The organism is Bifidobacterium ramosum (assembly GCF_009299505.1).
GTDB classification, from domain to species: Bacteria; Actinomycetota; Actinomycetes; order Actinomycetales; family Bifidobacteriaceae; genus Bifidobacterium; species Bifidobacterium ramosum.
Genome location: NZ_WBSM01000005.1, coordinates 42,879 through 56,220 on the forward strand (window position 1 = coordinate 42,879; position 13,342 = coordinate 56,220).

The following is a 13,342-nucleotide window of genomic DNA, read 5'->3' on the forward strand; positions in this document are numbered from 1 at the left end:
TCGTGAGCTTTTCGTTAGCCGTACGTCTCGTCCTGTATCGAACAGTACAGGCTACCGCGTCGCCGCTACAAAAACGGCTCCCCTGCCGTGGAACGGGCAGGAGAGCCGTCATCGATCAATCGAACGGCCAATCAGCCGAGACGATCGAGATCGATCGATCAGTTGTGGAAGCCGGAGTAGTTCGGGGCCTCCGCGGTCATCACGATGTCGTGCGGGTGCGATTCGCGCAGGCCGGCGTCGGTGATGCGGATGAAGCGGCCCTTCTCGCTCATCTCCTTGATGTTGTGCGCGCCGATGTAGAACATCGACTGGTGCAGGCCGCCGATCATCTGGTAGAGGACGGCGTTGAGCGGTCCGCGGTACGGCACTTCGCCCTCGACGCCTTCCGGCACGACCTTGTCGTTGGAGGTGACGTCGGCCTGGAAGTAGCGGTCCTTGGAGTAGGACTTCTTGCCACGCGGGGCCATCGCGCCCAGCGAGCCCATGCCGCGGTACAGCTTGTACTGCTTGCCGTGCAGGAGCACCTTCTCGCCCGGGGCCTCCTCGCAGCCGGCGAGCGCGCCGCCGAGCATGACCGAGGACGCGCCGGCCACGAGGGCCTTGGCGATGTCGCCGGAGTAGTGGATGCCACCGTCGGCGATGCACGGCACGCCGGCGGCCTTGCAGGCCTGGGCGGCTTCGTACACGGCGGTGAGCTGCGGGACGCCGACGCCGGCGACCACGCGGGTGGTGCAGATGGAGCCGGGGCCGACGCCCACCTTGACGGCGTCGACGCCCGCATCGATCATGGCCTGGGCGCCGGAGCGGGTGGCGATGTTGCCGCCGATGACCTGCACGTCGCGGAAGGCCGGATCGGACTTGATGCGGCGGATCATGTCGAGCGCGAGGCGGGCCTCGCCGTTCGCGGTGTCGACGACGAGCACGTCCACGCCGGCCTCCATGAGGGCGGAGGCGCGCTGCCACGCGTCGCCGAGGAAGCCGACGCCGGCGGCCACGCGCAGACGGCCCTGGGCGTCCTTGGTGGCGTCCGGGTACTGCTCGGTCTTGACGAAGTCCTTGACGGTGATCAGACCGGTCAGGTGGCCTTCGTTGTCGACGAGCGGCAGCTTCTCGACCTTGTGCTGGGCGAGCAGGCGGTGGGCGTCGTCCTTGGAGATGTCGGACGGGCCGGTGATGAGGTTCTCCTTGGTCATCACGTCGCGCACCTTGAGGTGGTCGTAGTCCTCGGAGGCGATGAAGCGCATGTCGCGGTTGGTGATGATGCCGACGAGCTTGTTGTCCTTGTCGACGACCGGCAGGCCGGAGATGTGGAACTTGCCGCACAGCTTGTCGAGGTCGGCGAGGGTGACGTCCGGGTTGACGGTCAGCGGGTCGGTGATCATGCCGGACTCGGAACGCTTGACGACGTCGACCTGCGCGGCCTGGTCGTCGATGGACAGGTTACGGTGGAGCACGCCGATACCGCCGTTGCGGGCCATGGCGATGGCCATCTCGGATTCGGTGACGGTGTCCATGGCGGCGGAGATCGCCGGGACCTTCATGGTGATCTCACGGGTGAGGTGGGTGGTGGTGTCCACTTCGGACGGGATCACGTCCGTCTCGTTCGGCAGCAGCAGGACGTCGTCATAGGCGAGGCCCAGCTGGGCGAAGATCGGAGGAAGCGGGGCGTAGTTGTTCTCATTCGTGTTAGGAATTAAAGCCATAGATTCACTATATGAGCGTGTGTTGACGAGTGACACGCGCCCGTGGTAAGGCCCGGCGCCTTCCTACTTCCGCTCCCCGCTCGCGTGACGTGCATGCTCAAGTTCGGCGTTCTCCTCACGGATCTCCGGAATGCGATGCTTGAGATACGGGTACAGCGTGACGATGGCGAGGATGACGGACGCGACGGCCATGCCGATCGCCACGTAGCCCGCGCGGAAGAACAGGATGAGAATCGAGCCGAACGAGATCAGCGCCGCCCAGCCCCACAGCGTGAGCACCGCGCCCTGCACGGAGTGGCCGATCCTGAGCATCCGGTGATGCAGGTGCATGCGGTCGGGGTGCATCGGCGACTGGCCTTTCGCGAGTCGCCGCACGATCGCCATGCACATGTCGAGCACCGGCAGGAACAGCACGAGGATCGGCAGCAGGATCGGCATGAACACGGGCACGTACACGCTGGCGTGGATCGACGCGGGGTCGAGTCGGCCGGTCATGATGATGGACGCGCACGTGATGAGATAGCCGAGCAGCATGGATCCGGAGTCGCCCATGAACAGTTTCGCCGGATGCCAGTTGTGCAGGATGAAGCCGATGCAGATGCCGACCATCGCCACGTCGATCAGCGTCGCCATGGACGCGTACGACGGCGAGTTGCGCGCGAGAATATACGAGTAGATCGCGAACGCGATGCCGCCGATCGCGACGATGCCGGACGCGAGGCCGTCCAATCCGTCCACGAAGTTGACCGCGTTGATCGACGCGACGATGAGGAACGCGGTGATCGTGATCGAAATGCTCGGGCTTGCGGTCACGAGCGAGCCGAGCGGCAGCGAGATGATCTGCAGGCCGCCCCACGCCACGAACACGGCGGTCAGCAGCTGGCCGGACATCTTGAGCATCCAGTCGAGGTCCCACAGGTCGTCGGCCATGCCGATCAGGCAGATCGAGATCGCGCCGAGCATCACCACCCACGCCTGATGGCTGGAGCGGAACAGCCCGTCGAGGAACGGCATGCGGCTGGCGAACAGCATCGCGCCGAGGAAGCCGAGCAGCATGCCGAGGCCGCCCATGCGCGGCGTGGGGATGGTGTGCACGTCGCGTGCGCGCACCTTGCCGACCGCGCCGATCTGAATGGCGAGATGACGGATGAGCGGCGTGAGCAGCCAGGTCAGGCCGCCGGCCACCGCCGCGATGAAGAAGTAGACCCTCATGCGCCGAGTCCCCCGCCGTTGAGGTGGATGGCGCGGCGGATGACGGTCTGCGGGATGGTGCCTTCGCGCAGGATGTCGATGCCGTCGCGCGACAGCGGGTTCGCGGCGACCACGGTGCTGGAGACGTGGCCGGGCGTGGGACCGCCGTCAAGGTACAGGTCGACGGCGTCGCCCAGCGCGTCGCGGGCCTCCTCGACGGTCTGTGCGCTTTCCTCGCCGGAACGGTTCGCACTTGACGCGGCGAGCGGGCCGACGGCGTTCAGGATGCGCAGCGCGACGGCGGAGTTCGGGATGCGCACGCCCTGCGTGCGGGCGCCCTGCGGTGTCGGCTTGACGGTTTTGAGATCGCAGTCCTCACGGGCGACGACGATCGGCGAGAACGCGCCGGGCATGAACTGCGCGGCGAGCCGGTTGAGCGGGGCCGGCAGGTCGAGCCCGAGCTGGTCGAGCTGGTCGATGTTGGCGAGCAGCACCTGCAGGGCCTTGAACCGCGGGCGGCGCTTGACGTCGTAGATACGGGCGATGGCGGCCTCATTGCGCGGGTCGCAGGCCACGCCGTACACCGTGTCCGTGGGGATGACGACCAGTCCGCCGTTGCGGATGACTGTCGCCGCCTCGGCGAGGGACTCGTCAGTTACCGTGCATGTCTTGCTCATGCCCACCATTGCACCATTGCGTCGCGACTTGCCCGTGCGGGCCGGCGACACGCCGGCGACCTGATCACGACACGCACGATGCGTTTTTCGTTTCGGCCCGATTCCGACGTTTCCCGGAATGCATCGTGCGTGTCGTGATCACTCGTCCGGCGTGTCGCCCACGCAAATCACCAAGATGGACTACATGACTACACCACCTGTGGAGCTGCGCGTCCCGCGCGCCTCCGAACGCGAGGAGATGCTCGCCGGAAAACTCTATAATCCCGCCGATCCTGAACTGTGCCGTCTGCGCGAGAAGGCCGGCGACCTGTGCACGAAGTTCAACGGCCTCGCGCGCGGCGATTACGCCACCCGCGCTGCGGTGCTCGACGAACTGATTCCGAACCACGGCGAGAACTTCGACGTGATGGGGCCGATCTTCTTCGATTACGGCTGCCATACGACGGTCGGCGACCGCGTGTTCATGAACTTCAACTTCAGCTGTCTCGACTGCGCGCCGGTGACGATCGGCGACGACGTGCTGTTCGGACCGAACGTGTCGCTGCTGCCGCCGATGCATCCGATGCGGTGGCAGGACCGCAACGTGCGCCGTGCGGCGGACGGATCGTTCTACGACTACGAGTACGGCAAGCCGATCGTGATCGGATCAAACTGCTGGTTCGGCGGCAACGTGACGGTGGTCGGCGACGTGACGATCGGCGACGGCTGCGTGATCGGCGCGGGCGCGGTCGTGACGCATGACATCCCGGCCAATTCGGTGGCCGTGGGCGTGCCGGCGCGTGTGATCCGCACGATCACCGACGCCGACGCCTCCGTCTATCAGGAGTACGCGCAGTAGCGGCTCACGCCCGCACCGCGAACAGATACCGCGGCCGGCCGGTCCAGTCGTCGCCGGTGTGCGCGTCGGCGAAACCGTTCGCCCGTGCAAAGGCGACGAGCCGGTCGCCCTGCGAGATGTCGTGCTCCATGACGAGCGCACCGCCCGACCGCAGCAGCGACGCGGCGCGCAGGATGATCCGTTCCGGGATCGCCGCGCCGTCTGCCGATCCCCCGTACAGCGCCATGTCGGGGTCGTGGTCGCGGACCTCGGGCTGTTCCGGAACCTGCGCGAGCGGCACGTACGGCGGGTTCGTGATCACCATGTCGATGGTGCCGTCGAGTTGCGGCAACGTGAGCGGACTGGTCGCGTCGCCGCGTTCGAGATGATAGTTGTATCCGGCCGACGGATCGCGGCGTGCGACCGTTTCGCGGTTGCGTTCGGTCCATGCGTACGCGTCCGGCGACAGTTCGACCGCCCACACTTCGGCGCCGCGCACTTCGGTGACGACGGACAGTCCGATCGCACCGGAACCGGCGCACAGATCGACGACGCGCGGCGTGTACAGCCGGTTGCGCGTGATCCAGTCGAGTCCGGCCTGCACGACGGTTTCGGTCTCCGGTCGCGGGATGAACACGCCGGGACCGACGCTTAGATCGAGATAACGGAACGGCGCATGGCCGACGATGTACTGCAGCGGCTCGCGCGCCGCCCGCCGGTCGATCATCGTGCGGAACCGCTGTTCCGCCGTCTCGTCGAGCGTCCACTCGTCGCCCATCAGCATGGCCTTGTCGACGTCGCGCAACTCGCGCCCGGCCGCCTCGGCGAACAACAGCTTCGCATCATGCTCGGGGGTGTCCGCCCCCGCTTCGCGCAGCGTCGCCGCCGCGTTCCGAATCACATCAGCTACGTTCACCGGCGGCTACTTCTGGTTCGCGAGACGCGCGGCCTCGTCGGCCTGGATGTCGGAGTCGATCACGGCCTGCAGGTCGCCGTTGAGCACCGCGTCGAGGTTGTACGCCTTGTAGTTCGTGCGGTGGTCGACGATGCGGTTCTCCGGGAAGTTGTACGTGCGGATGCGTTCGGAGCGGTCGAGCGAACGCACCTGCGAGTGACGCATGTCGGCGGCCTCGGCGGCCTCCTGCTCGTGCTTCATGGCAAGCAGTCGCGACTTGAGCACGCGCAGCGCGGCCGCACGGTTCTGGATCTGCGACTTCTCGTCCTGCATGCTCACGACGATGCCGGTGGGGATGTGGGTCATGCGCACCGCGGAGTACGTGGTGTTGACCGACTGTCCGCCGGGGCCGGAGCTCATGAAGATGTCGATCTTGAGGTCCTTCGGATCGATTTCGATCTCGTCGTCGTCCTCGTCGGCTTCGGGGAAGACGATCACGCCGGCCGCGGAGGTCTGGATGCGGCCCTGCGATTCGGTGACGGGGATGCGCTGGACGCGGTGCACGCCGCCCTCATACTTGAGCGAGGCCCACACGCCGTCCTCCGGCGCGGGCGTGCCCTTGGCGCGGATGGCGATCTGTACGTCCTTGACGCCGCCGAGCTCGGTGGTGTTCTCGGACTGCACGGTGACGGTCCAGCCGCGCTTCTCCGCATAGCGCGTGTACATGCGCAGCAGGTCGCCGGCGAACAGCGCCGCCTCTTCGCCGCCGGTGCCGGCCTTGATCTCCATGATCGTGTCGCGTGCATCGTCCGGGTCGCGCGGGATGAGCGCGGTGCGCAGCTTCTCCTCGGCGGCCGGCAGTTCGGCTTCGAGCCGCTTGGCCTCCTCGGCGAAGTCCTCGTCCTCGCCGGCCATTTCGCGGGCGGCCTCGAGGTCGTCGCGGATCTGCAGATAGTGCTTGTATGCGGACACGATGCCGCCGAGTTCCGCATGACGACGGCCCAGTTTGCGGATCTTGTCGGGATCAGACACCACGTTGGGGTCCGCCATCTGCGCTTCGAGCGCGTGGTACTCCTCCAGCGCGGTCGCCGCCGCGGGGAACTGTTCGTCTGCCATGGGACTTCCTTACGATGTGGTACGGAACGATGCTGTACGGATGATGGTTCGGGTATAGAAAAACGCCAGTCCTCGCGTCGGGGTCGCCGAAGCGACGCCACGATCACAGGGACTGGCGTTGATGAAGCTACTTGGTCTTCTTGCCGTAGCGACGCTCGAAGCGGGCGACGCGGCCACCGGTGTCCATGATCTTCTGCTTGCCGGTGTAGAACGGGTGGCAGTTCGAGCAGATGTCGACGGTCATGTGATCACCCTTGTAGGTGGAACGGGTGACGAAGGTGTTGCCGCACGAGCACAGGACTTCGACGGCATGGTAATCAGGATGGATACCCTGCTTCATGGTGTGTCTCCTAAGGATTCGGGGGACCCGGGTCGTCGCGCCCCTATGGCCGACGTGAACCGGAACCTATGGGACTATACGCCGACGGCTCGACTTCGATGGCGAACCGGCAACACACGGCGAAAAGTGGGGCCGCAGGGGCTTGAACCCTGGACCGGCGGATTATGAGTCCGATGCTCTAACCGACTGAGCTACAGCCCCACGCCGGCATCGCGCGAACGCGAAAACCAACCTGACCAGTGTAGCAGACCGCCCGGCCGACGCGCGGGGGTATCGTCGCGCCGGCATCCGTCACGTACCGTCGTACGCGGCATCGTACGCGGCATCGCACGCGTCCGTCACACGGCTAGTGCGACTACTGCACGGCGATCGTCACCGGATCGCTCGTCACCTTCGGATGTTCCTTGAGACTCAAACGCGCCGTGTACGTGCCGGCGTTCACGCGTGGCAGCGACCCGTCCTCCGCGCAGGTCGATCCGGTAGCGTCCGCGTTCCATGTGATCTGCTGCTGGTCGACGTCGCCTTTGCTCATCAGCAGCATGCGCGCATCCGACGGGCAGACGTCCGACCGCCAGACGGTGTTGTCGCCCGACGTGATGGTCAGTACGCGGCCGCCATCCGAGGCATCGATCAGGCATCCCGCCTTGCTGGTGCCGGTGTAGGTGATGGTCGCGGTGAAGTCGACCGACCCGCCGACCGGAATACTGGACGAGGCGGACTGCAGCGACAGCGTGATGTCGTCGGACGCGCAATCGGGTACGCCGACGATCTTCGTCGGATCGGGCACCGTGTCGCGGGTCAGCGTATGGCTGACGCCCAGTCCCATCGCCGAACCGACCGCGGCGATGCCCTGCCCGACGCTGTACACGCAGAACACCGTCAACGACAACGCGGCCAACGCCGCGATCAGCACGATGATGCGGCGGCGCCGATACACCGCCTGTTTGCTCATGCTGATCCTGCGCTTGCGCCCGCGCATACTAGACGCACCCGGCCGCACCGGTTTCCGCTGTCCCCGCTGTACCATAATGCCCCAGTCTATCGCGACGGTACCGATGATCGACCCGTACGGCGCTGTCCGTACGTCGTCCGTGTATGTCCATCTGTATGCCGTCACCGCGGCAGCCGCACGCCGCCGTCCGGCAGTATCTCGATCAGCCCGTCCTCATCCAACGACGCAACGCACTGGTCGAGCTGCACTTGATCCGCCCACAGCGCCTCGACGTCCGCGCGCGGCAGCACCGGCGCGTCGGCCGGCAGCCCGCGCAACGCGTTCAGCACCAGCCCGCGCACCTGACGGTCGGTGCCGGCGAACCGTTGCCGCGGCCGTGTGCGCCGCTCCCCCAGCCCGGGCCGACCAGCCGCCAGAAACGCGCAATCCTCGCGCACCGGGCAGTCGTCGCACAGCGGGTTCTTCGCCGTGCATACGGTCGCACCGAGCTCCATGACCGACTGGTTCCACGTCACCGACCGCGTGGCATCCTCAGGTAATACACGATTCGCCAACGCTCGCTCGGACGGCGTCGCTGCGCCGCCCCGCGATTCCACGCCGAGGAACACGCGCGACAGCACACGCCGAATATTCGTATCGATCACCGCTACACGCACGCCGAACGCGAAGCTCAGCACCGCCGACGCCGTATAGTCGCCGATGCCCGGCAGACCAATCAGCTCGTCGTACGTGCGCGGCAGTTCGTCAACGTATCGGTCGCGCACCACACGCGCACACTCCTGCAGCCGCAACGCACGACGCGGATAGCCAAGCCGCCCCCACGCGGTGATCACCTCCGCGGTCGTCGCGTCCGCGAGCGCCGCGGCGTCCGGCCACACGCGCATCCACGTCTCCCAGTACGGCACGACGCGGCTCATCTGCGTCTGCTGGCTCATGACCTCGGAGACGAGCACGCCCCACGGGGTCGTGCGGCCGAACCGCCACGGCAGGTCGCGCGCATTCGCGTCCCACCATGCGGCGAGACTGCGGCGGATGGGTTCGTTGCGTTGGATGTCAGTCATACGATGCGGCACCGCTTGCCTATTACCTGTCGCTTACCTGCCGCCGGCAAAATTGAGCTGACGCCAAGCCTCGTAGATGGCAATGGACGCGCAGTTGGTGAGGTTGAGCGAGCGCAGGCTCGGGCGCATGGGGAGCCTCACCTGTTCGGCGACGTGCGGGCCGGCCATGATGTCCATCGGGTCGGGGATGTCGCCCGGCTCGGGACCGAACAGGAGGATGTCGGTCGGCTTGTACTCGACTTCGGTGTACAGCTTCGTGGCGTGGGCCGTGAACGCGATGATGCGCGAGTTCGGCATCGACTCGACCAGGTTGTCGAAGTTCGGGTGCAACACAACGTGCGCCATGTCGTGATAGTCGAGGCCGGCGCGGCGCAGCTTCGTGTCGCGCAGGTTGAAGCCGAGCGGCTCCACAAGATGCAGGATCGTGCCGGTCACCGCGCACAGGCGGATCGCGGAGCCGGTGTTGCCGGGGATGCGCGGGCTGTAGTAGCACAGGTGCGGGGTGGAGGTCTCGGCCTTGGCGGCGTCTTCGGCCGACAGCATCGCGTCGACCACGGAGATCGGGTTGCCGTGCGCGTCGGTCACAAGCTCGTCCGGCCCGTAGTTCGACTTACGATAGCCGTATTCGAACATCTTCTCGACCTTGGCTTCGGGGTTCTGCTGCGCTTCCGACTGTTCCGTCATATCATCCACCGTCTGTTGTCGTGTACGATTTCCGTCACCCGAGCATAGCCGGACGAACGGATCAGACACGGCCGCCAAAGGACGAGGCCTCTCCACAGCAATCGCAGTCCGCCACTCTCTAACGGACATACCCTCTAACGGACATACAGCCGATTTGCCCATCCAAATCGGCTGTATGTCCGTTAGAGGGTAACGGTACAACTGTCCTACGGCATCAGCATCATCCATCAGCGCAAGAAATTCGGGAAAACAGCCCACTCGTCCCGAAATCCTTGCGCTCACCGACCCTCAGCGCAACTTTTTCGGGAAATCAGTCCATCACTCCCGAAATCCTTGCGCTCAGCCGTCGTCAACGCAAGAAATTCGGGACAAATGGGCTGATTCCCCGAATTTCTTGCGCTACGAAACAGCGTGTGCTACGAAACAGTCACGACACAGCACCGCAACACAGTGTCACGACGCACCACCGCACCGACTCAGTTCTTAAACGAGTGGATCGGCGCCGGGATGCGGCCGCCGCGTGTCACGAACGCCTCACACGAGGTCTGGTTCACCGGCATGATCGGCGCGTAGCCCATCAGTCCGCCGAAATTGGCCATCTCGCCGACGCCCTTGCCGTACACCGGAATGACGCGCACGGCCGTGGTCTTCTGATTCACCATGCCGATGGCCGCCTCGTCGGCGATCAGGCCGGAGATCGTCGCGGCCGACGTGTCGCCCGGAATCGCGATCATGTCGAGGCCGACCGAACACACGCAGGTCATCGCCTCAAGCTTCTCGATGGTCAGGCATCCGGAAGCCGCCGCGTCGATCATGTTCTTATCCTCGGAAACCGGGATGAACGCGCCGGACAGGCCGCCCACATACGAGCTCGCCATGATGCCACCCTTCTTGACCTGATCGTTCAACATGGCCAAAGCCGCGGTGGTGCCGGGCGCGCCGACCTGTTCGAGGCCGATCTTCTCAAGCACCTCGCCGACCGAATCGCCCACGGCCGGGGTCGGGGCGAGCGACAGATCAATGATGCCGAACGGCACGCCGAGCCGCCGCGACGCCTCCTGCGCGACGAGCTGCCCCACGCGCGTGATCTTGAACGCGGTACGCTTGATCGTCTCGCACAGGAACTCGAAATCGCGCCCCTTTGCGGCATCCAAAGCCCGCGAGACGACGCCCGGCCCGGACACGCCCACGTTGATCACCGCGTCGCCTTCGGTCACGCCGTGGAAGCCACCGGCCATGAACGGATTGTCGTCGGGCACGTTGCAGAACGCGACGAATTTGACGCAGCCGTACGAGTCGTTGTCGCGTGTGTTGTAAGCGATGTCCTTGATGACGCGGCCGAGCAGTTCGACGGCGTTCATGTCGATGCCGGTCTTCGTGGAGCCGACGTTGACGGACGAGCACACGATGTCGGTTTCGGTCAGGGCCTGCGGCAACGATTCGATGAGTAGTCGCTCGGCCGGGGTCATGGCCTTGGAGACGAGCGCCGAGTAGCCACCGATGAGGTCGACGCCGACCTCCTTGGCCGCACGATCCAACGCATGGGCGATCTTGACGAAGTCCTCGGAGGTCTTGCACGAGCTGGCGCCGACGAGCGAGATCGGGGTGACGGTGATGCGCTTGTTGACGATCGGGATGCCGTAGTCCTGTTCGATGGCCTGGCCGGTGGCGACGAGGTCCTTGGCGTAGGTGGTGATTTTGCGGTAGATGTTGTCGCAGGTCTCGTCGACGGTGTCGGCCGCGCAGTCGAGCAGCGAGATGCCCATGGTGATGGTGCGCACGTCGAGTTTTTCCTGCTCGATCATTTGGTTGGTCTCGTGGACCTCCATGATATTCAGCATGGTTGCGTTCCTTTCGGTCGGTCCGGCGAGATTAAATACGGTGCATCTTGGTGAAGATCTCCTCGCGCTGGCAGCGGATGCGCACGCCGATGTCGTCGCCGAGATCCTCGAGGTTGCCGACCATCGCGCCGAAGTCCTTGTCGGCGTTCGTGTAGTCGACGATCATCATCATGTTGAAGTAGCCGTCGAGGATGGTCTGGGAGATGTCGAGTACGTTGACGTTGTGCTGGGACAGGTAGGTGCAGACGCGTGCGATGATGCCGACGGTGTCCTTGCCGACGACGGTGATGATTGCCTTGTTCATGAAGCTCCCTGATCGAGACGAAAAAGCGGGTGTCTTCCAGTATATGGAAGACACCCGCATCTCATGTTTCCTATCTCACGCGGTACGGCACGGACGCGGTGCAGCGCGAACGCGACATGTCACGAACGCGACACGTCAGACGGCCAGGGTCTCAACGTCCACGTGCACCGGCACGAGCTTCGGCTCCTCGTGATGTTCCTTGAGCAGGAAGGAGCACGCCAGCACAACCACCACGAGCACCATGCCGAACAGGTAGCCGTAGCGCGAGCCGTCCACGAAGCCCTGGGCGGGGTTCGTGCCACCGGCGGCCGTGTAGTTCGTCTGACCGAGGCCGAGCAGACATGTGGCGACGGCGGTGGCGATCGCGCCGCACACCTGCTGCATGGTGTTCATGATCGTGCTGCCGTCGGCGGCCATGCGCCCGGGCAGCGACTTGAGCGCCGCGGACTGCGCGGATTGCTGGATGAACGGGATGCCGACCATGACGATGATGTGCGCGGCGAGGAACAGAGCGACCGGCGTGGAGACGCCGATCATGAAGAACAGCGCACCGCCGATGACGGTGAGCGCCGAGCCGGCCCAGACGAGTCGCTTCGCGCCGTAACGGTCGAACATGCGGCCGGCGGCGAGCGTGCACAGCGCATTGATCACGCCGCCCGGCAGCATGAGCAGGCCGGCGACGGTGGAGCTCAGGCCCATGCCGCGCTGCAGTTCCTGCGGCACGAGGTACATGAACGCGAGCGTGCAGGAGAACGAGCAGCTGATCATGATGGCCGGTGTACGGAACGCGGCGATACCGAGCGCATGCAGGTCGAGCAGCGGGTCGGCGATGGTGAGCTGGCGGCGGGCGTAGAAGGCGAGTACGATCACGCCGACGACGAGCAGCGCGATGACGACGGCCGAGAAGCCCATGTCGCTGATGAGGCTCACACCGGCGACGAGGCAGCCGAAGCCGATCGCCGAGGCGAGGATGGAGATCACGTCGACCTTCGGACGGGTGCGTTCGATCGGCGTGACGAAGAACAGCGCCGTGCATACGATCGCGGCGACGGCGACAACGGCGAACAGCGCGAAGATCGCGCGCCATGAGAACGCGCCGATGAGCGCGCCGGCGATGGTCGGGCCGATGACCGGCGCGAACATGATGACGAGGCCGGCGACGCCGTTCGCCGCGCCGATCTTATGCGGCGGGAACACACGCATGATCGCCGCGTACATGGTGGGCAGCGCGATGCCGGTGCTCACGCCCTGCATGATACGACCGGCCAGCAGGATCGGGAACGTGGGGGCGACGGTGCATACGATCGCACCGACCAAGAAGCAGACCAGCGCGAACAGCACGAGCGTCTTGGCCTTGACCCACTTGAGCATGAAGCCCACGCACGGCAGCACCACGCCGATGGCGAGCATGTAGCCGACGACCATCCACTGCGCGGTGCCGGACGAGATGCCGAAGTCGGCCATCAGATCGGGCAGGGTGATGTTCATCGACGTTTCCGACAGCATGCCCAGGAACACGCTGATGTACAGGCCGAGCATGACCTTGTGCGGATGATCGAAATGCTGGTGCGCGTCCGGCACGAACGCGTCGTCGGACAATTGGTTCTTACGAATGGTTGTCTGGTTGGCGGACAACGGAATCCTCTTCTTCATATCGATGTCGCTGCCGTCGCGCGGCGCCCGGCCGAGACATGCGATCGCATGCCGCCGTTCCCGTGACGGTTGCCGCGGGATGCGGTGTGCGACTGCATTGGCGAGCGC

The 13,342-nt window shown here is 65.3% G+C and carries 13 protein-coding genes and 1 tRNA gene; 1 reads left to right on the forward strand and 13 read right to left on the reverse strand.

Annotated elements, in window-relative coordinates; all coding sequences use genetic code 11:
• Positions 1 to 158: 158 nt before the first annotated feature.
• The 3 genes from guaB to DSM100688_RS05575 form a co-directional block, all read right to left on the reverse strand.
• Positions 159 to 1,703, reverse strand: coding sequence for an IMP dehydrogenase (gene guaB, locus DSM100688_RS05565; RefSeq protein WP_152358158.1), 1,545 nt, complete (start codon positions 1,701 to 1,703; stop codon positions 159 to 161).
• A gap of 63 nt (positions 1,704 to 1,766) precedes the next feature.
• Positions 1,767 to 2,915 carry an MraY family glycosyltransferase gene (locus DSM100688_RS05570; RefSeq protein ID WP_152358159.1) on the reverse strand — a complete coding sequence of 383 codons (1,149 nt, stop codon included), beginning with the start codon at positions 2,913 to 2,915 and terminating at the stop codon, positions 1,767 to 1,769.
• A complete protein-coding gene (locus DSM100688_RS05575) occupies positions 2,912 to 3,571 on the reverse strand; it encodes an L-threonylcarbamoyladenylate synthase (protein WP_163146889.1) in 660 nt (219 codons plus the stop codon). Before DSM100688_RS05575 ends, DSM100688_RS05570 begins: the two co-directional genes overlap by 4 nt.
• 184 nt (positions 3,572 to 3,755) lie before the next feature.
• On the opposite strand from DSM100688_RS05575, the gene DSM100688_RS05580 reads away from it, so the two are divergent.
• Entirely contained in the window at positions 3,756 to 4,409 is a 654-nt protein-coding gene (locus DSM100688_RS05580) for a sugar O-acetyltransferase (RefSeq protein WP_239519380.1), read from the forward strand.
• Positions 4,410 to 4,413: 4 nt separating this feature from the next.
• On the opposite strand, the gene prmC is transcribed toward DSM100688_RS05580, so the two are convergent.
• The 10 genes from prmC to DSM100688_RS05630 all read right to left on the reverse strand — a co-directional run bounded on the left by prmC (position 4,414) and on the right by DSM100688_RS05630 (position 13,234).
• Entirely contained in the window at positions 4,414 to 5,304 is an 891-nt protein-coding gene (prmC, locus tag DSM100688_RS05585; protein WP_152358161.1) for a peptide chain release factor N(5)-glutamine methyltransferase, read from the reverse strand.
• A 6-nt stretch (positions 5,305 to 5,310) separates the two neighbouring features.
• The gene (gene prfA, locus DSM100688_RS05590) at positions 5,311 to 6,399 is read right to left on the reverse strand and encodes a peptide chain release factor 1 (protein ID WP_152358162.1); all 1,089 of its coding nucleotides are present in this window, start codon (positions 6,397 to 6,399) and stop codon (positions 5,311 to 5,313) included.
• A gap of 127 nt (positions 6,400 to 6,526) precedes the next feature.
• Positions 6,527 to 6,739, reverse strand: coding sequence for a 50S ribosomal protein L31 (rpmE, locus tag DSM100688_RS05595; RefSeq protein WP_152358163.1), 213 nt, complete (start codon positions 6,737 to 6,739; stop codon positions 6,527 to 6,529).
• Positions 6,740 to 6,866: 127 nt separating this feature from the next.
• Positions 6,867 to 6,940, reverse strand: a tRNA-Ile gene (locus tag DSM100688_RS05600).
• A 154-nt stretch (positions 6,941 to 7,094) separates the two neighbouring features.
• Positions 7,095 to 7,691 carry a hypothetical protein gene (locus tag DSM100688_RS05605; RefSeq protein ID WP_239519381.1) on the reverse strand — a complete coding sequence of 199 codons (597 nt, stop codon included), beginning with the start codon at positions 7,689 to 7,691 and terminating at the stop codon, positions 7,095 to 7,097.
• Positions 7,692 to 7,852: 161 nt separating this feature from the next.
• The gene (locus DSM100688_RS05610) at positions 7,853 to 8,752 is read right to left on the reverse strand and encodes an HhH-GPD family protein (protein ID WP_152358165.1); all 900 of its coding nucleotides are present in this window, start codon (positions 8,750 to 8,752) and stop codon (positions 7,853 to 7,855) included.
• Positions 8,753 to 8,785: 33 nt separating this feature from the next.
• Complete coding sequence (locus tag DSM100688_RS05615; RefSeq protein ID WP_152358166.1) at positions 8,786 to 9,436, reverse strand: tRNA (cytidine(34)-2'-O)-methyltransferase; 651 nt, start codon at positions 9,434 to 9,436, stop codon at positions 8,786 to 8,788.
• Positions 9,437 to 9,912: 476 nt separating this feature from the next.
• Positions 9,913 to 11,277, reverse strand: coding sequence for a PFL family protein (locus DSM100688_RS05620; protein ID WP_152358167.1), 1,365 nt, complete (start codon positions 11,275 to 11,277; stop codon positions 9,913 to 9,915).
• 31 nt (positions 11,278 to 11,308) lie between these two features.
• Positions 11,309 to 11,581 (reverse strand): ACT domain-containing protein, encoded by a 273-nt coding sequence (locus DSM100688_RS05625; RefSeq protein ID WP_152358168.1) that lies wholly within the window; start codon positions 11,579 to 11,581, stop codon positions 11,309 to 11,311.
• A gap of 135 nt (positions 11,582 to 11,716) precedes the next feature.
• A complete protein-coding gene (locus DSM100688_RS05630; RefSeq protein ID WP_152358169.1) occupies positions 11,717 to 13,234 on the reverse strand; it encodes a DHA2 family efflux MFS transporter permease subunit in 1,518 nt (505 codons plus the stop codon).
• Positions 13,235 to 13,342: the final 108 nt, after the last annotated feature.

Bases quoted from the DNA above. Each gene is read 5' to 3' on its own strand.
- guaB (WP_152358158.1), bottom strand. From the start codon at position 1,703: ATGGCTTTAATTCCTAACACGAATGAGAACAACTACGCCCCGCTTCCT.
- DSM100688_RS05570 (WP_152358159.1), bottom strand. From the start codon at position 2,915: ATGAGGGTCTACTTCTTCATCGCGGCGGTGGCCGGCGGCCTGACCTGG.
- DSM100688_RS05575 (WP_163146889.1), bottom strand. From the start codon at position 3,571: ATGAGCAAGACATGCACGGTAACTGACGAGTCCCTCGCCGAGGCGGCG.
- DSM100688_RS05580 (WP_239519380.1), top strand. From the start codon at position 3,756: ATGACTACACCACCTGTGGAGCTGCGCGTCCCGCGCGCCTCCGAACGC.
- prfA (WP_152358162.1), bottom strand. From the start codon at position 6,399: ATGGCAGACGAACAGTTCCCCGCGGCGGCGACCGCGCTGGAGGAGTAC.
- rpmE (WP_152358163.1), bottom strand. From the start codon at position 6,739: ATGAAGCAGGGTATCCATCCTGATTACCATGCCGTCGAAGTCCTGTGC.
- DSM100688_RS05605 (WP_239519381.1), bottom strand. From the start codon at position 7,691: ATGAGCAAACAGGCGGTGTATCGGCGCCGCCGCATCATCGTGCTGATC.
- DSM100688_RS05610 (WP_152358165.1), bottom strand. From the start codon at position 8,752: ATGACTGACATCCAACGCAACGAACCCATCCGCCGCAGTCTCGCCGCA.
- DSM100688_RS05615 (WP_152358166.1), bottom strand. From the start codon at position 9,436: ATGACGGAACAGTCGGAAGCGCAGCAGAACCCCGAAGCCAAGGTCGAG.
- DSM100688_RS05620 (WP_152358167.1), bottom strand. From the start codon at position 11,277: ATGCTGAATATCATGGAGGTCCACGAGACCAACCAAATGATCGAGCAG.
- DSM100688_RS05625 (WP_152358168.1), bottom strand. From the start codon at position 11,581: ATGAACAAGGCAATCATCACCGTCGTCGGCAAGGACACCGTCGGCATC.
- DSM100688_RS05630 (WP_152358169.1), bottom strand. From the start codon at position 13,234: ATGAAGAAGAGGATTCCGTTGTCCGCCAACCAGACAACCATTCGTAAG.